This is a genomic window from Collimonas silvisoli (assembly GCF_018305005.1).
Classification (GTDB): Bacteria; Pseudomonadota; Gammaproteobacteria; order Burkholderiales; family Burkholderiaceae_D; genus Collimonas; species Collimonas silvisoli.
Map to the genome: position 1 here is coordinate 43,525 of NZ_JAGQEG010000025.1, position 18,087 is coordinate 61,611.

Annotated in this window: 18 protein-coding genes; 9 read left to right on the plus strand and 9 right to left on the minus strand. The window is 57.0% G+C overall.

Annotation, left to right across the window (positions count from 1 at the left end):
• Window positions 1-5: 5 nt before the first annotated feature.
• Window positions 6-1,232, plus strand: coding sequence for a multifunctional CCA addition/repair protein (locus tag KHU33_RS09035; protein WP_211462512.1), 1,227 nt, complete (start codon window positions 6-8; stop codon window positions 1,230-1,232).
• 33 nt (window positions 1,233-1,265) lie between these two features.
• Complete coding sequence (locus tag KHU33_RS09040; RefSeq protein ID WP_211462513.1) at window positions 1,266-1,976, plus strand: GNAT family N-acetyltransferase; 711 nt, start codon at window positions 1,266-1,268, stop codon at window positions 1,974-1,976.
• Between the two features lie 33 nt (window positions 1,977-2,009).
• Here the strand turns inward: KHU33_RS09040 and KHU33_RS09045 are convergent, their stop codons facing one another.
• Entirely contained in the window at window positions 2,010-2,528 is a 519-nt protein-coding gene (locus KHU33_RS09045; protein ID WP_211462514.1) for an Lrp/AsnC family transcriptional regulator, read from the minus strand.
• A 143-nt stretch (window positions 2,529-2,671) separates the two neighbouring features.
• Here KHU33_RS09045 and phhA point away from each other — a divergent pair, with 143 nt between their 5' ends.
• Together phhA and KHU33_RS09055 are read left to right on the plus strand one after the other, a co-directional pair.
• Window positions 2,672-3,565: a phenylalanine 4-monooxygenase gene (gene phhA / locus KHU33_RS09050; RefSeq protein ID WP_211462515.1), complete on the plus strand. Its 894-nt coding sequence runs from the start codon at window positions 2,672-2,674 to the stop codon at window positions 3,563-3,565.
• A gap of 362 nt (window positions 3,566-3,927) precedes the next feature.
• Window positions 3,928-7,563 carry an indolepyruvate ferredoxin oxidoreductase family protein gene (locus tag KHU33_RS09055; protein WP_211462516.1) on the plus strand — a complete coding sequence of 1,212 codons (3,636 nt, stop codon included), beginning with the start codon at window positions 3,928-3,930 and terminating at the stop codon, window positions 7,561-7,563.
• A gap of 98 nt (window positions 7,564-7,661) precedes the next feature.
• Here KHU33_RS09055 and queC read toward each other — a convergent pair whose 3' ends face one another.
• The 3 genes from queC to KHU33_RS09070 form a co-directional block, all read right to left on the minus strand.
• Window positions 7,662-8,372 (minus strand): 7-cyano-7-deazaguanine synthase QueC, encoded by a 711-nt coding sequence (queC, locus tag KHU33_RS09060; RefSeq protein WP_211462517.1) that lies wholly within the window; start codon window positions 8,370-8,372, stop codon window positions 7,662-7,664.
• Between the two features lie 51 nt (window positions 8,373-8,423).
• Window positions 8,424-9,185 (minus strand): DUF3108 domain-containing protein, encoded by a 762-nt coding sequence (locus KHU33_RS09065; protein WP_211462518.1) that lies wholly within the window; start codon window positions 9,183-9,185, stop codon window positions 8,424-8,426.
• A gap of 68 nt (window positions 9,186-9,253) precedes the next feature.
• A complete protein-coding gene (locus KHU33_RS09070; protein ID WP_211462519.1) occupies window positions 9,254-10,333 on the minus strand; it encodes a DUF3108 domain-containing protein in 1,080 nt (359 codons plus the stop codon).
• 163 nt (window positions 10,334-10,496) lie between these two features.
• Between KHU33_RS09070 and KHU33_RS09075 the strand changes: the two genes are divergently transcribed.
• The 4 genes from KHU33_RS09075 (at window position 10,497) to rfaE2 (ending at window position 14,282) form a co-directional block, all read left to right on the plus strand.
• Window positions 10,497-11,744: a branched-chain amino acid ABC transporter substrate-binding protein gene (locus KHU33_RS09075; protein WP_230414148.1), complete on the plus strand. Its 1,248-nt coding sequence runs from the start codon at window positions 10,497-10,499 to the stop codon at window positions 11,742-11,744.
• Between the two features lie 67 nt (window positions 11,745-11,811).
• Window positions 11,812-12,585: a PhaM family polyhydroxyalkanoate granule multifunctional regulatory protein gene (locus KHU33_RS09080; RefSeq protein WP_211462521.1), complete on the plus strand. Its 774-nt coding sequence runs from the start codon at window positions 11,812-11,814 to the stop codon at window positions 12,583-12,585.
• A 250-nt stretch (window positions 12,586-12,835) separates the two neighbouring features.
• Complete coding sequence (locus tag KHU33_RS09085) at window positions 12,836-13,690, plus strand: ferritin family protein (protein ID WP_211462522.1); 855 nt, start codon at window positions 12,836-12,838, stop codon at window positions 13,688-13,690.
• Window positions 13,691-13,802: 112 nt separating this feature from the next.
• Window positions 13,803-14,282 carry a D-glycero-beta-D-manno-heptose 1-phosphate adenylyltransferase gene (gene rfaE2, locus KHU33_RS09090; RefSeq protein WP_211462523.1) on the plus strand — a complete coding sequence of 160 codons (480 nt, stop codon included), beginning with the start codon at window positions 13,803-13,805 and terminating at the stop codon, window positions 14,280-14,282.
• A 68-nt stretch (window positions 14,283-14,350) separates the two neighbouring features.
• Here rfaE2 and KHU33_RS09095 read toward each other — a convergent pair whose 3' ends face one another.
• From KHU33_RS09095 to KHU33_RS09110, 4 genes are all read right to left on the minus strand, one after another.
• Entirely contained in the window at window positions 14,351-14,827 is a 477-nt protein-coding gene (locus tag KHU33_RS09095) for a copper chaperone PCu(A)C (RefSeq protein WP_211462524.1), read from the minus strand.
• Between the two features lie 13 nt (window positions 14,828-14,840).
• Entirely contained in the window at window positions 14,841-15,257 is a 417-nt protein-coding gene (locus tag KHU33_RS26850; RefSeq protein ID WP_407928261.1) for a DUF2946 family protein, read from the minus strand.
• 61 nt (window positions 15,258-15,318) lie between these two features.
• Window positions 15,319-15,801, minus strand: coding sequence for a tRNA (uridine(34)/cytosine(34)/5-carboxymethylaminomethyluridine(34)-2'-O)-methyltransferase TrmL (gene trmL / locus KHU33_RS09105; RefSeq protein WP_211462526.1), 483 nt, complete (start codon window positions 15,799-15,801; stop codon window positions 15,319-15,321).
• A 43-nt stretch (window positions 15,802-15,844) separates the two neighbouring features.
• Window positions 15,845-16,633: a ComF family protein gene (locus KHU33_RS09110; protein WP_230414144.1), complete on the minus strand. Its 789-nt coding sequence runs from the start codon at window positions 16,631-16,633 to the stop codon at window positions 15,845-15,847.
• A gap of 108 nt (window positions 16,634-16,741) precedes the next feature.
• On the opposite strand from KHU33_RS09110, the gene KHU33_RS09115 reads away from it, so the two are divergent.
• Window positions 16,742-17,686 carry a methyltransferase domain-containing protein gene (locus KHU33_RS09115; RefSeq protein WP_211462527.1) on the plus strand — a complete coding sequence of 315 codons (945 nt, stop codon included), beginning with the start codon at window positions 16,742-16,744 and terminating at the stop codon, window positions 17,684-17,686.
• A gap of 12 nt (window positions 17,687-17,698) precedes the next feature.
• Here the strand turns inward: KHU33_RS09115 and KHU33_RS09120 are convergent.
• Window positions 17,699-18,087: hypothetical protein (locus KHU33_RS09120; protein ID WP_211462528.1), on the minus strand; the 389-nt coding region annotated here is incomplete at its 5' end.

Genomic DNA, 18,087 nt, shown 5'->3' on the forward strand with positions numbered 1-18,087 from the left:
TAACCATGAAAGTTTTTGCGGTGGGCGGCGCAGTACGCGACGAGTTGCTTGGTTTGCCGGTAAAAGATCGTGATTACGTGGTGGTCGGCGCTACGCCGGAAGATATGCTGGCTAAGGGGTTTCGGCCGGTCGGCAAGGATTTCCCGGTGTTTCTGCATCCGCGCACGCATGAAGAATATGCGCTGGCGCGCACCGAGCGCAAGACTGCGCCCGGCTATAAGGGTTTTGTGTTCCATACCGATCCCGATGTCACGCTGGAGCAAGATCTGGTGCGCCGCGATTTGACCATCAACGCCATCGCGCGCGCCGCCGACGGCACTCTGGCCGATCCGTTCAACGGCCAGCAGGATTTGCAGGACCGGGTATTCCGCCATGTATCCGATGCTTTCGCCGAAGACCCGGTGCGTATCTTGCGCGTTGCCAGGTTTGCCGCGCGCTTTACCGACTTCACGGTAGCGCCGCAGACCAATGCGCTGATGCAGCGCATGGTCGCCGCCGGCGAAGTCGATGCGCTGGTGGCGGAGCGGGTATGGCAAGAGCTGGCGCGCGGCTTGATGGAAAAGCAGCCGTCGCGCATGTTCGAGGTCTTGCGCGCCTGCGGTGCGCTGGCGCGCATCCTGCCGGAACTGGATGTCTTGTGGGGCATCCCGCAGCCGGAAAAATATCATCCGGAAATCGATACCGGCGTGCACGTGATGATGGTGGTGGATACCGCCGCACACGAAGATTATGCACTGCCGGTGCGCTTCGCCGCACTCGTGCACGATCTCGGCAAAGGCGCGACACCGGCCGCCGGCTGGCCCAGTCATCACGGTCACGAAGGGTTGGGCGTGGAGCTGGTGGAGCGGGTTTGCCAGCGCCTCAAAGTGCCGGGCGAGGCACGTGACCTGGCCCTCATGACAGCGCGTGAACACGGCAATGTCGGGCGCGCATTCGAGCTGCGCGCAAACACCATCGTGAACTTGCTGGGACGTTGCGATGCGTTTCGCAAACCGCATCGTTTTATCGATATGCTGCGCGCCACCGAATGCGATTATCGCGGCAGGACCGGGTACGCCGGACGCCCCTTTCCGCAACTCGCTTATCTGCAAGCCGCGTTGAAAGCGGCGCGCTCGGTCAACGCCGGCGTGATCGCCGGCATGTTCCAGCAACAACCGCAACGGATACCTGAAGCCATCTATGCGGCTCGGGTCGAAATGGTCGAGCAAGTGGTGCAAGCACAACGGCCTTGATCCGAGGTAAGCTTATCCAATCGGAGAGCTAGGATGACGACTACAGATGCCAGGGCAGGTTCCGCAAGCCAGGCGCCGGGGAAAACCGGCGGCGCCGGCTCGGACAAAACCAAGGCGTCGCGGCCGACCATTTTCGTCAAGGAGTTGTCGCGCCGCGCCCGCAAGCGGTTGCTGCGCCATTTCCTGGCGCTGGATAGCGGTGATCGCCTGTTGCGCTTCGGTTCGGTATTGTCGGACGATCTGCTGAGCCGCTACGTCGAAAATATCGATTTTTCGCGCGATACGGTGTTTGGTGTCTACGATCGTAAATTGCGCTTGCTCGGTGTCGGTCATCTGGCGTTTGCGCCGCGCGAAGCGCTGCCGTCGGTGAGCGCTTCCACCACCAAGGAGCGGGTCGCCGAATTCGGCGTCTCGGTCGCCGCCTCGGCGCGCGGCATGGGCGTCGGCAGTCGTTTGTTCGAGCGCGCCGCCATACGATGCCGCAATGTCGATATCGATACCTTGTACATGCATTGCCTGTCCTCGAACAAGGTGATGATGCACATCGCCAAGAAAGCCGGCATGGCCATCCACCGCGATTATGGCGAAGCCGACGCCTATCTGAAACTGCCGCCCGCCAATCCGGCCAGCATGCTGCAAGAAGCCGTCCAGGAACAGGTGGCGACGCTCGACTACACCGTCAAGGCGAATCTGCGCGCCGCGCTGAAATGGCTGAGCAGCCTGCCGGGCATCAAACGCGATTAAAAGGAGCGGCGGCAGCGGCGGCCAAGCTGGCGCTTACAGCAAGGGCAGCGCCGTCGTATCCTTAATCCGTTGCAGGGCAAAACTCGATTTGACATCCAGCACCGCCGGATGGCGCAGCAAGGTCTCCATCATGAAGCGCGAAAAGTGCGCCATGTCTTCCACATGCACTCGTAGCAGAAAATCCATTTCGCCCGTCATCGCATAACAGGCGACCACCTCCGGCCATTGTTCGACCGCCGCCGAAAAGGAGGCGCGCGGCGACATGGCCTGGTGTTGTGCTGCCGCTTTGGTGCCGCTCAGGTACTGCGGGTCGCTGTGTTTCTCCAGACGGACGTTGATGTACGCCAGCAAGCCAAGACCGATTTTGTCCGGTTCCAGCAGCGCCACGTATTGCCGTATCACGCCCGCCTGCTCCAGTTGCTTGATGCGGCGCAGGCATGGCGATGGCGACAGATTGACCCTTTCCGCCACTTCCTGGTTACTCAGGCGGCCATCTTCCTGCAAGATCGCCAGAATTTTACGATCTGTTGCATCCATTGCAATCGTTGGCATAAATGACCCCAAAGAGAATAGTTTTTATAAGATTATTGCGTAAATTTTTCTGTGCTGGGCGAATTTTGCAATTAACTGCCGCCAACTCAGATCTATACTGTAGGCACGAAAGCAGCAAACGCGTTTAGTTTAGGGAAGCGAAAATGGATGCAAAAGTAGCGAATGTCAGCGTCAATACTGACGATTTTTTTGCCACCGTTGCCGAGAAATCGGACGGCGCTGCATTGCGTGGCGATTACAGCAAGATCGACGCGCAATACGTGGTCAAGCAAGACTGGGATGCTTACACGCCGGAGCAGCACGCCCTGTGGCGTCGGCTGTATCAACGGCAAGCCAAGCTGATCCCGGGACGGGCTTGCGATGTGTTCATCGAAAGCCTGGAGCAGCTGAACATCGGCGACGGCATACCTCGCTTCGAAGATAGTTCAGCCTTGCTGTCCAAGGCTACGGGCTGGACCCTGGTGGCGGTGCCTGGCCTGGTGCCGGACCAGATTTTCTTCGAGCATCTGGCCAGCCGCCGCTTCCCGGTCACCGTCTGGCTGCGCGATCCGGAAGAGTTCGACTACATTGTCGAGCCTGACGTGTTCCATGATTTTTTCGGTCATGTCCCGCTGCTGTTCAATCCGATTTTTGCCGATCATTTGCAAGAATACGGCAAGGGCGCCTTGAAGGCGATGAAACTGGACGGCTTGGCCATGCTGGCGCGCTTGTACTGGTACACCGTCGAATTCGGCCTGATCCAGAGCCCCGAAGGTTTGCGCGTGTATGGCGCCGGGATCTTGTCCTCTGGCGGTGAAATCGAACATTGCCTGACCAGTCCAGCGTCGTTGCGGCTGCCGTTCGATGTCGAGCGCGTGATGCGGACCTTGTACAAGATCGACTCCTACCAGGAGACTTATTTCGTAATCGACGATTTCCAGCAGTTGTTCAATGACACGGCGCCGGATTTCGCGCCGATGTATGAGCGGCTGAAGGTGCTTGAACCGTTGCCGGCGAACACGCTGTTGCCTGGCGAAACAAACTTGCCGCTGAAATAAAAAAGCGGATTCTGCTGTGGAGAGCAGAATCCGCAAACTAGTGATAATGGGAACACTAGAGGGAGGAATGCCCGACATGGCTGGTCCAGGGGAGGTATTCAGCCACATCAGACAAGTTGTCATTACACGCCTAGTTGATTCCCATTCCTATCCGATTTACCAGTTGTTACAGTTGTTACGCCTGCTACACCGAGGCCGATTGCTGCGGCGTGCATTGAGTCGCACCACCGCTTGTGATAGTCTGGGCGCCGCAGCAGATAGGAAAAAACAGGACGATTTGCCCAAAAGGCGAAGACGTTTTACCGCGTAGGATAACCTCCACGCAGTGCAATCAAAAACATAATTTTTGGCACGGAGACTGAATGAACGCACCACTCAAATCGGCGCAAGCCTTGTTGCCCACACAATCGGCGCAAGCGTCTGAAGCTGATGGCATTTCCCTAGATGACAAATTTACCCTGGAGCGTGGCCGTGCTTTCATGACGGGCACACAGGCGATTATTCGCTTGCCGATGCTGCAACGGCAACGCGATGTCCTGGCAGGCTTGAATACCGCCGGGTTTGTTACCGGCTATCGCGGTTCGCCGCTTGGCAGTGTCGATATGACCGCTGCCAAGGCAAAAAAATATCTGGACGCGCATCACGTCAAGTTTCACCCCGGCATGAACGAAGATCTGGCCGCGACCAGCGTCTGGGGTACGCAGCAAGTGAACCTGTTTCCTGGCGCTCAATACGATGGCGTATTCGGCCTGTGGTACGGCAAAGGCCCCGGTGTTGACCGCTGCGGCGACGTCTTCAAGCACGCCAACATGGCCGGCACTTCCCAGCATGGCGGAGTGCTGGTGCTGGCCGGCGACGATCATGCGGCAAAATCTTCGACTACCGCCCATCAAAGCGAACATATCCTGAAAGCATGCGGCATCCCGGTGCTGTATCCGTCCTCGGTGCAGGAATATCTCGACTACGGCATGCACGGCTGGGCCATGAGCCGGTACACCGGTCTCTGGGTTTCGATGAAATGCGTCACCGACCTGGTCGAGTCCGGCGCCTCGGTCGATCTCGATCCGGATCGCGTCAAGATCGTGTTGCCGACCGATTTCGAACTGCCGCCGGATGGCTTGAACATCCGCTTGCCCGATACCGTGCTGGGGCAAGAGGCGCGGATGAACAATTACAAATGGTACGCGGCGCTTGCGTATGCGCGCGTGAACAAGCTGAATCAGATCATCTGGGACAGCCCGCGCGCCAAGATCGGCATCATCACCGCCGGCAAATCGTATCTGGATACCCGTCAGGCCTTGGCCGATCTGGGCATCGACGAAAATGTGGCGCGCGATATCGGCATCCGCCTGTACAAGATCGGCATGACCTGGCCGCTGGAAGCGGAAGGCGTGCGCGAGTTTGCCCAAGGCCTGGAAGAAATCCTGGTGGTCGAAGAGAAGCGCCAGATCCTGGAATACCAGGTCAAGGAAGAGCTGTACAACTGGCGCGATGACGTGCGGCCACGCGTGGTCGGCAAATTCGACGACACCGGTGAATGGAGCAACCGCAGCGGCGAAGGCCATGGCGACTGGCTGCTGCCGGCTACCTATGAGTTGAATCCGGCGCAAATCGCCAGAGCGATCGCGACCCGCGTTTCGAAATACTTTGCCGGCCATCCGGTGGCAGAGCGAGTGCAGCAACGCGTCGCCTATCTGGAAGCCAAGGAAGCGCTGTTGAATATCAGCAGCAAGCCCGATCCAAACAAAGATCGCGTTCCCCATTTCTGCTCCGGCTGTCCGCACAATACCTCGACCAAGCTGCCGGACGGCAGCCGTGGTCTGGCCGGCATCGGCTGCCATTACATGGTGCTGTGGATGGATCGGGAATCGTCGACGTTCACCCATATGGGCGGCGAAGGCGTGACCTGGGTCGGCCAGGCGCCATTCACTTCGGAAAAGCACGTGTTTGCCAATCTGGGCGACGGTACTTATTTCCATTCCGGCCTGCTGGCGATTCGCGCTTCAGTCGCGGCCAAAGTGAACATCACCTACAAGATCCTGTTCAACGATGCGGTCGCCATGACCGGTGGCCAGGCTTTCGACGGCCCGCTTGATCCCGCCATGATTTCACGCCAGATCGCGGCTGAAGGCGTGACGCCGATTATCGTGGTCACTGACGAGCCGGACAAATATGCCGCCGGCACCAACTGGGCTCCTGGCGTGACGATCCGTCATCGCAGCGAGCTTGACGCCGTGCAGCGCGAACTGCGCGAGATCAGCGGTACTTCCGCGATGATTTACGATCAGACCTGTGCTTCCGAAAAACGTCGCCGCCGGAAACGCAATGAATATCCGGATCCAGCCAAACGCGCCGTGATTAACGAAGCGGTGTGCGAAGGTTGCGGCGATTGCAGCGTGCAATCGAATTGTCTGTCGGTAGAACCGCTGGAAACCGAATTCGGCCGCAAACGCCAGATCAACCAGTCCTCGTGCAACAAGGACTTTTCTTGCGTGACCGGTTTTTGCCCGAGTTTCGTCACGGTCGAAGGCGGCAACCTGAAGAAGCCGGCGAAAGTGGCGGCGACACCCGCTACCGCCGCCGCTCCGGTGACCAGTCTGCCGTCGCCGGTCTTGCCAGACACGGTAAAACCTTTCGGCATCCTGGTGACCGGTATCGGCGGCACCGGCGTGGTGACTATCGGTCAGATCCTGGCGATGGCGGCCCACGTCGAAGGCAAAGGTTGCTCGGTGCTGGACATGAGCGGCCTGGCGCAAAAGGGCGGGCCGGTGATGTCGCACGTGCGGCTGGCCGATCATCCCGACGATATCTATTCGACCCGCGTCGGCACCGGCGACGCCGATCTGGTGATCGGCTGCGACGCGATCGTCAGCGCCAACCGCGATGCCTTGTCGCGCATGGGCGAGGGGCGGACTTACGCCGCGATCAACTCAACCCGCACGCCTACCGCCGCGTTTGTGAAAAATCCGGACTGGCAGTTCCCCGATGCAGCAGCCGAACAGGATATACGCACGGCTTGCGGCAGCGACCGGGTGGAATTCATCGATGCCAGCCGTATCGCTACCGCCTTGATGGGCGACGCTATCGCGACCAATATGTTCATGCTCGGCTATGCATGGCAAAAGGGCTGGGTGCCGTTGCAAGAGGCGTCGCTGATGCGGGCGATAGAATTGAACGCCTTGCAGGTCGCCTTCAACAAGCAGGCTTTTGTCTGGGGCCGGACCGCAGCCTGCGATTTGGCAGGATTGGAACAACGCACGCGTCTCAGCGATACGCCGGCGCAGGTAATCGAATTCAAGCGCGCCCCCAATCTGGATGAGTTGATCAAGCGCCGGGTCGCGGCCCTGACGTCTTATCAGGATGCGGCATATGCCGAGCAATATCGCGCCTTTGTCGAACAGGTACAGGCAACAGAAGCCAAATTGCCTCATGCAGAAACCGGGCGAGCAGCACAACGCCTGAGCATGGCAGTTGCCACCTATCTGTTCAAACTGATGGCCTACAAGGACGAGTACGAAGTCGCGCGCTTATATACCGACGGCGCTTTCAAGGCCAAGATCGCGGGCATGTTCGAAGGCGGCTACAAACTCAAATTCCATCTGGCGCCGCCGCTGCTAGCCAAGCACGACGCGCACGGCCATCTGATCAAGCAGGAATTCGGTCCGTGGATGATGCGTGCTTTTGGCGTGTTGGCGAAAATGAAATTCCTGCGCGGCAGCGCCTTGGATATTTTCGGCTATACCGCGGAACGCAAGGAAGAGCGTGGCTTGATCGTGCACTACAAGGAAATCATTGCATCCTTGTTACCGCGACTGACTGCCGATAATCTGGCGGCTGCCGTGGCAATTGCCAGCATCCCTGAAGAAATTCGCGGTTATGGCCATGTCAAGGAGCGGCATCTGCTTGCAGCACGCACCAAGGAAACGCAGTTGCTCAATCAGTTCAACCACCCCGCGCCGGAACTCAAAGCGGAGTTGTCGCGATCGATCGCAGCTTAATCGATCACAAAAAAACGGCCGGTAGATGAATCTCTACCGGCCGTTTCTATTTACACGTGCGATTTGCATGCCGCTTTTAGAATGCGATTAAGCTTTGATCAGGCGCCAGCAGCTTGCTTGAATTGCTGATACCCGCGCGCGCGCAAGGCACAGGCTGGACAAGTGCCGCAGCCATAACCCCAGTCGTGCAGTGCGCCGCGTTGACCCAGATAGCAGGTATGGGTATCGGTCCGGATCAGGTCGACCAAGGCGTCGCCGCCCAGATCTTGCGCCAGTTTCCAGGTCTCGGACTTGTCTATCCACATCAGCGGCGTTTCCAGTTTGAGCTGGGTTGCCATGCCCAGGTTCAGCGCGACCTGCAAGGCTTTCATCGTGTCGTCGCGGCAATCCGGATAGCCGGAAAAATCGGTTTCGCACATCCCGCCCACCAGCACATTCAAGCCGCGCCGATGGGCGACCGTGGCCGCTACCGTCATGAACAGCAGGTTACGTCCTGGCACAAAGGTGTTCGGCAAGCCGTTTTCCTGCATCACGATTTCAACGTCTTCGGTCATCGCGGTCGACGATATTTTCGAAATCAGCGACAGGTCTATCATGTGGTCTTCGCCCAGCTTATCGGCCCACTGCGGAAACTGGGCGCGGATTTTCTGCAGCAAGACCGGACGCACCGTCAGTTCAATCGCATGCCGCTGGCCGTAATCAAAGCCAATCGTTTCGACCCGTTCGTAGCGTGATAAAGCCCAAGCCAGGCAGGTAGTGGAGTCCTGGCCGCCGCTGAACAAGACGACGGCGCCGTTTGGTGTAGTCATATGATTTACTGTTCGAGTAATGAAAAGAGATTGTATGCCTTGTTTGCAATCTTATTTGCCGGCTTTATTGCTCACCTGCTGCAGGGTTTGCTCGACAAAATCCTTGTTCGGATCGGTAAACCGCAAGCGCACCGGATACCATTCCAGCGACGGCGCCAGCCAGATATCCAACTGCTGGTCCTTGGCGTCCGGCGGCGGCGCTTTGAAAATGTGGATGGCGTCCAGCTCGCCCATCGGTGTCTTGATTTTCTCGGTATTGATAACCTTGAACGTCCAAGCTTCCGCATCGCGCATACCGGCCACAAAGAATGTCCAGTCCGACCCCGGCTTGAATTGGTGCGGCGCTGCCCGTGCTACTGAAATCAACTGCCAGATGATACTGGTGCGATCCTGCTCGCCGCCTTTCAAGCGATAACTCTCGTTGGACTCGGAAAAACTGATAGTACCGTTGTCGCGATGAAAAGTCGTGGTGGTGGCTTCCTTGCGAAAACGCTTGTTGATGAATTGCGCCGGCGCCAGGCCGTAGCTGTCGATTGCACCTTCGCTGGAGGATTCGAGAATTTTGCCAAACAGCATGGCGCGGGTTTCCGAGTTGACGCTGAAGTGTTTATCGTCCACCTGCCATTTGACGCTGCCTTCGCCACCCAGCGTAATGCCGCTTTGTTTGGCTTGAATCGCATAGTTCAGATCGGCCGACGGCGGCAGATCTGTTTTGTATTTGGTGGCAGGATGATCGGTGCCGGCTGCCGAAGCTGTCAGCATGCTGCAGCAAAGTGCGGCGGCCATGGATAGGCGGAGTAAAGATAATGTCATGGTTTTCCAAAAAAATGCTGCTGCTGTTCAAAATACTTTAAAACACTTGATCCGGTGATCCGGGACGCTCAATTTGCCGATGCCGTATCCAGTAGCTTCATCTTGGACAGCGACATGTCCAGGTAGTCGCCGTCAGTTTCGGTGAAACGCAGTTTGACCGGATACCATTCCTGTTGCGGCGCCAGCCAGATGTCCAGCCGCTGCTCGTGCGAGCCGGCTTGTGGAATGCGAATCACATGCCAGGCATCAAGATCGCCGCTGCCAACCGTAATCTTTTCCTGGCCGACCACTTGCATGCGCCAGGTTTCCGCATCCAGCGGGCCGGCAACAAACATATCGATCACCGCGCCCGGGGAAAATTGCGCGCTGTCGCCGCGGCCGATGCTGGCCAGTTGCCAGACCACGCTGGCGCGGTCTTGTTCGCCGCCGCTGCGCGGATAATTATTCTGCGACGAGGAAAAGACGATAGTGTTGCGCTCGCGCTGAAAAATCGTCTGGGTTGCCGGCTTGCGGAAACGCTTTTGCGAATAGGTCACCGGCGCCACGCCAAAACCGTTGATTTCGCCTTCGCTCTTGAAGTCGAGAACGGTAATGAACAGGGCGCCGGCTTCGCCGTTGATGGTGTAACTGCCGCCATTGGATTGCCAGGTGATTTTGCCGCTGCCGTGATAGTTCTGGCCTTTTTGCAAAGCTTCCACATCGTATTTCAGCTCGGCCGACGGCGGCGGATCGGTCTGGTAATGTTTGCCGGCCGCTTCAGCTGTGCTGGCTACCGCATCAGGTGGCGTCGGAGCGGCCGGGGCCGCATCGGCAATGGGTGTGACGGTTTCTCTGATAGGCGTATCCGGTACTTCGACCTGCGGTGTTGGTGTTGGCCGCGGCGCCGCTTTGGGGCGCGCCTGGACGCTGGGTTTCGGCTTGGGCGCTTGCGGCAACAGCACCGGCTTTTCAACCGGCGGCAACGGCGTGAGATTGGCCATCACCACGCGTTCAGGCCGATTGACTGGTGTCGGCGTATTGAACTGGCGGCTGCCCCAGCCGATTAGCAGCAAATGTAACAACACTGTGAGCAGCAATGCCCACAGCCAGCGGCTGCGGCTGGCAAAGGTGTAACTCGGAGTTGAGGGGGATGCAGGAGAAGACGACATCCGCATAGTGTAAACGTATCCGCCGAGATTAAGCTCGGCAAGAGTGGGGTAAGCGATAAACCACGTAAAATATTGCCTTTACATCAAACAAGAATAGTCGCCGATGCAGCATCGCATACATCACGCCGTCAGCCTTGCGCTGGCCTTCACTCTTACTCTGGGCATGGGCGCCATGACGCCAGCGGTATTTGCCGCACCGGCCGCACCGGCTGGTTCGCTGCCGCCGATTCGGCTCGGCATGATCGAAGGCATGTCGGGACCCTTCGCCAATGCGGGTGAAGCGGTAGAACGCAATATCCGGTTTGCAGTGGAGCAGGTCAATGCCCGTGGCGGCGTACGCTTGCCGGATGGTAGGCATCTCTTGAGCCTGACGGTGTTTGATAACAAACAGGGCGTAGAAGATGCCTTATTGCAGCTAAAGCAATTGACCGACCAGAAAATTCCGTTTGTGCTGGAAGGTAACAGCTCCGCGGTGGCTGGGGCGCTGGTGGAAGCGATCAACAAGCATAACGCCCGGACTCCGGATAATCGCGTGTTGTTCCTGAACTATTCGGCGGTCGACCCGGTATTGACCAATGAAAAATGCAGTTTCTGGCACTTTCGTTTTGACGCCAACGCCGACATGCGGATGCGCGCACTGGTTGATGTCATCAAAAGTGACAGCAAGGCAAAAAGCGTTTACCTGATCGGCCAGGACTACAGTTTCGGGCAGCAGGTTGCCAGGGCTGCGCGCCGGCAACTGCAGGTGGCGCGACCAGATATCAGGATTGTCGGGGACGAGTTGCACCCCATCGGCAAGGTCAAGGATTTCGCACCCTACATCGCTAAAATCCGCGCCAGCGGCGCCGATACGGTCATTACCGGCAACTGGGGCAACGATCTGACCTTGCTGGTGAAAGCCGCCAAAGAGGCGAGTCTGCATCTCAAGTTCTACACCTTTTATGCAAATAGCCTGGGGGCGCCCGCGGCGATTGGCGATGCAGGCGTAGGCTCGGTGCGCGCAGTCGCTGAGTGGCATCCGAATGCCGTCGACGGCAACGCCGCCAGCGATGCGTTTTATCGCAGCTTTCGTCAGCGTTATCCGCAACCGAAAGATGACTATCTGTTTTTGCGGATGGATGTCATGATCGACATGTTGGCGGCAGCCATCGAGAAAGCCCAAAGCACGGACGCGGTAGCGGTTGCGCGGGCGTTGGAAGGAGCGCAATACAAGAGCAAATTCCATGAAGCCAGCATGCGTGCCAGCGATCATCAACTGATACAGCCTTTGTACGTGGCCGTGATGCAAAAGCTTGCCGATGGCGGTATCCGGTTTGATAATGAAGGCAGCGGTTACGGTTTCAAAACCGAACGTTATCTGGCGCCGGCGGCAACGCTGGTGCCCAGCACTTGCAAGATGCAGCGTCACTGAGGGCCGCAGCCGCGGCGCCCGGCGCAAGTTGATAGCCGTTATAGATTTTCTCTGAAGGAGATGTGTGATGAGCAGTTCTAGTATTCCAGGAGCCGACGTAATGCAGGATAGTCTCGAATTCATCAAGAAAATGTGGGGCGGCATGGGTGTGCCGGGCATGGTTGTTCCTACCTTGTCGGTGGAAGAAATCAATAAGAAGATCAGAGATCTGAAAGCGGTAGAGTCGTGGCTGAATCTTAATTTGAATATGCTGCGCACCACGATACAGGCGCTTGAGGTGCAAAGCGCGACCATTTCCGCGCTGGAGGCAATGGCTGCAGTTAATCAAATGGGTGCGCAAATGGGTACGCAAGTGGGTGCGCAAGCGGCAGGGGATCGGCAAGAGGGCAGCGACAGCGAGTCCGGCACGAGCCCATGGGCGATACCTGCGGGTTTCCCGTTTTCATTTATGAATCCGGCAAAAAAGGCCGATGTTGCTCCGGCTCCGGCTCCGGCTCCGGCGCCCGCTGCACAGCCTGCGGCGGAAGCTGAAAATCCGCCAAGCGCAAGCGGCGCGACGGATAACTCAGCAGGAACTTCAGGTGCTTGGTGGGATTTATTGCAAAATCAGTTCAAGCAAGCGGTTAATAGCGTGGTCGCGGCAGAAAAAATGGTCATGCCGACTAAAGCGGTGGCGGACGACGAGGCTAAGCCAACAGTTAAACCCCGTAGCAAAGCAAATAATGGTACCGCGTCAAAGCCTGGTACAGCGTCAAAGTCTGCCGGGAAGAAAGGCAGCACTGCCGCCGGTGGCAAGACAGCCGCGCGCTCAAGCAAAGCCAAGGTTGTTCCAAAAGAATAACAACATTGGTTTTATCCATAGCCGGAAGTGTCAGCCAGTCAAGCCCGGGTTTCCGGTCAGCTTGACTAGCGCCGGATAAGTGCGATGATTAAAGTCCGGCGCTTGGACGGAAAACTCTAAGTGATATCTTGACTTTGTTGTGATTTAGGCAGGGTTTTTGGCAAAAACTCGACTCTCAACCGGTTTATAAACGGCCTTGTAACAAATTCTTGGTAAAATCGAGCAGTTAACTCACTTGCTTAAGGTATGTATGCTGTATCCAGAACTGTTTAAATCGCTTGAACAAGTCCGCTGGAACATGGAGACCGATATTCCATGGGACAAGTTCGACGCCACCCAATTGTCCGACGAACAAGCTCAAACTATTCGTATGAATGCGATTACGGAATGGTCGGCGCTGCCTGCAACCGAGATGTTCTTGCGTGATAACCACGGCGACAGCGATTTTTGCGCTTTCATGTCGGTATGGTTTTTTGAAGAGCAAAAGCATTCGCTGGTGCTGATGGAATATCTGCGTCGTTTCCGGCCTGAACTGGTGCCTACCGAAGCTGAGCTGGACAAGGTGCGTTTCGAATTCGATCCGGCGCCGCCGCTGGAAACCCTGATGATGCATTTCTGCGGCGAGATCCGTCTCAACCACTGGTACCGTTGTGCCTCCGATTGGCACACCGAACCTGTGATCAAGCAAATTTACAAGATCATCAGCCAGGACGAAGCGCGTCATGGCGGCGCTTATCTGCGCTATATGAAGAAGGCGTTGTCCGAGGTTGGCGATAGCGCTTCTGCCGCATTCGCCAAGATCGGCGTCTTGATGGCATCGGCCCGCCGCACCGAAAAACCATTGCATCCGACCAATCTGCACGTGAATCAATCGCTGTTCCCGAACGACACGGTGCAAAGCCGTCTGCCGGATCCAGAGTGGCTGGAGCGCTGGCTGGACGAGCAAATCAAATTCGACGGCGTCTGGGAAAAGAAGGTGGTCGATCGCATCCTGCACAATATGTCTTTGCTGTTTGAACGTACCTTTGATACGGTGCAAGAACTGAACCGCTATCGCAAGGAAGTTGTCGCCCGTCTGGCTTTGACGCCGGCTCAAGCAGTCTGATAATCTGATGTGGGCGGCGCTAAGCATTTAGCGTTGCCGGCGATTGCCGACAAATTGATTGAATCCAAGCCGCACGTTTTGCGGCTTTTTTTTTGCGGCTTTTATGTTCACCATGCCTAAATTTGAAACCAAGCTTTGCACCCGCGCTGATTTGAAAGCCCGTGTTGCGGCTCTGCCGCAGCCGGTAGTGTTGACCAACGGCGTATTCGATATCCTGCATCGCGGCCACGTCACTTATCTGGCGCAGGCGCGTGAACAAGGCGCATCGCTGGTGGTGGCGGTGAATACCGATGCTTCGGTCAAGCGTCTGGGTAAGGGCGATGACCGGCCGATCAATACGTGTGCCGACCGCATGGCCGTATTGGCGGCGCTGGAAGCGGTCAACCTGGTAGTCGAGTTTGATGAAGATACGGCGCTGGAAGTGGTGCAGGAAGCGCAGCCCGGAGTGTACGTCAAAGGCGGCGATTATAAGATGGACGCGATTCCGGAAGGCCAGGCAGTGCTGGCGTATGGCGGCCAGGTTGTCGCGATTGCATTCGAGCATGACCGCTCAACCAGCAAATTGTTGAGCAAGGTGCGGCAAGGTTCCTGATCCATACAAACAGCGAGACGAAAAAAAGCGCGGATTCCGCGCTTTTTTTATGCAGGCGCCGTTTATTTTTAGTGTTGATGCGCCGTGTCGGCTGATTTACCGGTCAGATCGGTGACGTATACCGACACTTCTATCTTGCCGGCTTTCTGGAAAGTCAGTGTCAGCGGGAATTTGTCGCCGGCTTTTAACGGCTGGGTCAGACCGATCAGCATGATGTGATAACCGTGCCCCGGAATCATGTCAACTTTGCTTGCCGGCAGCAGCTCAATCTCGCCGACTTCGCGCATTTTCATGACATTGCCCTCCATGGACATGGTGTGGATCTCCGTGCTTTTTGCGATTAATGCGCTGACGCCTATCAGTTTATCGGCTTCTTTACCGCTATTCTCGATACTCAAGAACGCACCGCCGGCAGGCTGACCGGGAACGGTGGCGCGTGCGTAGGGATGGTCGATGTGCAGGCTGCCGAGCTGGTACTCGTGTGCATAGGCGGAAACGCTGACGGCGAGAGCGCAGAAAAACAGGGAAACGGAACGTAAAGACATGATGATCCTTTGCTTAAATTGGGGAAATACCGACAGCGAATAGTGAGGTGTTTTCGTTCAATGGCGAGATAGCGGATGGCAGCGGCGGTGCACGCGCCTGAAAATTACTGCCAGCCGGGTTTGCCGCGACTGTTGATGCGACTTGTATATTGTGAGTCTCGCCTGCTCGCGCGCAAAACAAACTCTGCATCTGCGTTGCCGGTAGCGCCGGACTGTGGGAGGCAGTGCAGCAATGTGCGCATGACCGATGATCCCTGACGTGTAGCGGGGTTTGTTTGCTCTCTGCATCCGTGCGTGTCGTGTAAGCACTGCAAATTTCCATCGCCGGACCATTTGCCGCCTGCACAGGCTGCATCGCGCCATTCAGCAAGAAGCTGAAAATGGCGAACCAGGCGAAAAAGAGGCGGAGATTAGGAGGCATAATGCTCATTTGCAAGATGGCGGATTATAACAACCGCGGCTTGATTGTTCTTTTACTAAGATAAACTTGTTCAGGCACCGCCGCTAAAGCCATTCTGGCGCCAGGCTTCATACACCACGACTGCGACCGTATTAGATAGATTCAAGCTGCGATTGTCCGGCCGCATCGGCAGGCGGATACGTTGCGAAGGCGCAAATGATTCACGCAACGCCGGATCGAGGCCGCGGGTTTCCGAGCCAAACACAAATACGTCGCCGGCCTGGAATTTGAGATTGGCAAACGGCGTTGAGCCGTGGGTAGTCATGGCAAACATGCGGCTGGGGTCGTAGCTGCCGGCCGCGCGCATGCTGGCGAGGAAGGCGTCCCAGTTGGCATGCACCTGCATGGTGGCGTAGTCGTGATAGTCCAGGCCGGCCCTGCGCATTTTGCTGTCATCGAGGGGAAAGCCAAGCGGTTCAATCAAGTGCAATTGCGCACCGGTATTGGCGCACAGGCGGATGATGTTGCCGGTATTCGGCGGAATTTCCGGTTCAACCAGTACGACGTGGAACAACGTGATTCTCCTTATGTATATAGACGGTAGGCCGCAAGGATGCTCAGGGAGTCCTTGCGAACACGAAATTGGTGATGCGGCGGGCGCCATGCCGGCGTAGCGTTTTCGCCAGCGCATGCAGCGTCTCGCCAGTAGTCATGACATCGTCGACCACGCCTATGTGGCGACCGCGTATTTGGGCTACGGCCGCCGGCGGCACGGCAAACGCCTGGCGCAGGTTGCGACGCCGTTGCTCCAGGTCCGGCACTTGCGACTGCGGCAGAGTGTCGCGTTGCCGCAGCAGCAGGCCATGTTGCAAGCCAAGCCCAAGCATGCGCGCAAAGGGTTTGGCTATCTCCAGGGCCTGATTGAAGCCGCGCTGTCGCAAGCGCTGGGCGCTGAGCGGTACCACAGTCAGGATATCTGGTAAAAACGCCGCCAAATCGGCCGGTAGTTCAGGATGAACGCTAACGCGGCTTACCTGGCGCAGCCTTGCCTCACACAACATTTGCGCAAACACAGGCGCCAATGCCAGTTGCCCGCCGAATTTTAGCGCCAGAATCAGTTGGTCGGCTGGCGCCGTATAGTCGCATGCCACGATGGTGGCATCGAAGGCTCTGGGTTGTTTCAGGCAGTTGCCGCATAGCGCTGGGCCGGAACCATCGAGCTGCGGCAGCAGGTTCGCACATTGTTGACAGCGCGCCGGGTGATCGGAAAAATAACATTTGCTGCAACCGTCGCAAATAACGCGCTTGCCGCTTTGTCCGCACAGCGCGCAGCAGGACGGCATGGCCGCCAGGATGCGGGCAAGTTGCTGTTGCGGCCAGTGGCGTCGTAGCAGGGAAAATAGCAAAGGCGGGTCCCGTTCTTACTAGGTGGTTGTCGATGCACTCAGCCTACAAGCAATCAAGCGTGTAAACTACTGGCGATTATCGCATTTCATCTCACCTGCCGGATTTTGATGTCTACCTCACTCCCTCCTTTTGAAACTAGTCAAAGCGCGCCTATCGACTTGCGCCGGGTGCGCCGGCTGTTTTCCATGCCTGCGCTGGTACGCGAATCCGAGTTCATGCGTCGCGAAATCTCAAGCCGCATGCACGAGCGTCTTGCACTGGTGAAACTAGCGCCGCAGCGCGTGCTGGATGCCGGTTGCGGCGCCGGTTCGGATATATATACATTGCGGCAGCGGTTTAGCGATGCTGCCATTATCGGCCTGGACGCGTCTGCCCCCATGCTGTCCATGGCAAAAGAGCAACGCCAGACAGCGCAACTGTCGGTCAATCGCCTGTTAAAGAAGTGGCTGCCGTTTACCGGCAACAGCGACGAGTTGGCATCCGCTCTGGTGTGCGGTGATTTCGCCCAATTGCCGCTAGCGCCAAACACGGTAGATCTGGTCTGGTCCAACCTGGCCTTGCACTGGCATCCGCAGCCGGACCGTGTGTTTGCCGAATGGCGCCGCATATTGCGGGTGGATGGCTTGCTGATGTTCTCTTGCTTCGGTCCTGACACCTTCAAAGAATTGCGTAATGCGTTTGCTGGCATCGATGACAGCACGCACGTATTGCCTTTCGTCGATATGCATGATTTCGGCGATATGCTGGTGAATGCCGGTTTCTCGACGCCGGTCATGGATATGGAAACCATTACGGTGACCTATGACACAGTGGATAAGTTGCTGGCGGATGTACGCGCCTGGGGCGGCAATCCATTAACGACTCGGAGCCGGGGTCTATTGGGGCGCACCGCCGGCAGTCGTCTCAAGGCGGCGCTGGAAGCCAAGCGCCGGCCGGATGGTAAATTACCGCTCACCTTTGAAATTATCTATGGTCATGCGTTCCGGCCAGTGCCCAAGACCACCAGCAGCGGCGAGTCTATCGTGCAGTGGGATTTGGGTAAAAAGAGGTAAATCGAAATATATTTAACAAAGTACTTGCTGGGTTTTAAAAGGGTTGCTATAGTTCGCCTCCCGTTGAGAGCGACGCGAGATAAGCGAAGCAGCTGAAGAGAAGTTGGGGCTGATTTGGCGCGGAGTTTGAGGTGGGGAGGCGGGGCTGATGGTGGTGTGGGTAGTAAAAAGTTTTTCGGTGAGTGGTAAAAAAGTAGTTGACGAAAAACTGGAAACGCCACATAATCTCATCTCTCTGCTGCTGACAAACAAAACGATTTGACAGCGACGCGACCCGGGTTTTTGGTGGCGCGAAGTGGAAGGTTCTTTAACAATTAACAGTCGATAAGTGTGGGCGTTTGATGGAAGTGCAGCGCTGCTGATGTAAGTCAGGAGCGTATAACTTAAAACATTAAATGTTC

What these genes read in the sequence shown, in the direction of transcription:
- KHU33_RS09035 (WP_211462512.1), top strand. Translation starts at nt 6, where the DNA reads ATGAAAGTTTTTGCGGTGGGCGGCGCAGTACGCGACGAGTTGCTTGGT.
- KHU33_RS09040 (WP_211462513.1), top strand. Translation starts at nt 1,266, where the DNA reads ATGACGACTACAGATGCCAGGGCAGGTTCCGCAAGCCAGGCGCCGGGG.
- KHU33_RS09045 (WP_211462514.1), bottom strand. Translation starts at nt 2,528, where the DNA reads ATGCCAACGATTGCAATGGATGCAACAGATCGTAAAATTCTGGCGATC.
- phhA (WP_211462515.1), top strand. Translation starts at nt 2,672, where the DNA reads ATGGATGCAAAAGTAGCGAATGTCAGCGTCAATACTGACGATTTTTTT.
- KHU33_RS09055 (WP_211462516.1), top strand. Translation starts at nt 3,928, where the DNA reads ATGAACGCACCACTCAAATCGGCGCAAGCCTTGTTGCCCACACAATCG.
- queC (WP_211462517.1), bottom strand. Translation starts at nt 8,372, where the DNA reads ATGACTACACCAAACGGCGCCGTCGTCTTGTTCAGCGGCGGCCAGGAC.
- KHU33_RS09065 (WP_211462518.1), bottom strand. Translation starts at nt 9,185, where the DNA reads ATGACATTATCTTTACTCCGCCTATCCATGGCCGCCGCACTTTGCTGC.
- KHU33_RS09070 (WP_211462519.1), bottom strand. Translation starts at nt 10,333, where the DNA reads ATGTCGTCTTCTCCTGCATCCCCCTCAACTCCGAGTTACACCTTTGCC.
- KHU33_RS09075 (WP_230414148.1), top strand. Translation starts at nt 10,497, where the DNA reads ATGGGCGCCATGACGCCAGCGGTATTTGCCGCACCGGCCGCACCGGCT.
- KHU33_RS09080 (WP_211462521.1), top strand. Translation starts at nt 11,812, where the DNA reads ATGAGCAGTTCTAGTATTCCAGGAGCCGACGTAATGCAGGATAGTCTC.
- KHU33_RS09085 (WP_211462522.1), top strand. Translation starts at nt 12,836, where the DNA reads ATGCTGTATCCAGAACTGTTTAAATCGCTTGAACAAGTCCGCTGGAAC.
- rfaE2 (WP_211462523.1), top strand. Translation starts at nt 13,803, where the DNA reads ATGCCTAAATTTGAAACCAAGCTTTGCACCCGCGCTGATTTGAAAGCC.
- KHU33_RS09095 (WP_211462524.1), bottom strand. Translation starts at nt 14,827, where the DNA reads ATGTCTTTACGTTCCGTTTCCCTGTTTTTCTGCGCTCTCGCCGTCAGC.
- KHU33_RS26850 (WP_407928261.1), bottom strand. Translation starts at nt 15,257, where the DNA reads ATGAGCATTATGCCTCCTAATCTCCGCCTCTTTTTCGCCTGGTTCGCC.
- KHU33_RS09115 (WP_211462527.1), top strand. Translation starts at nt 16,742, where the DNA reads ATGTCTACCTCACTCCCTCCTTTTGAAACTAGTCAAAGCGCGCCTATC.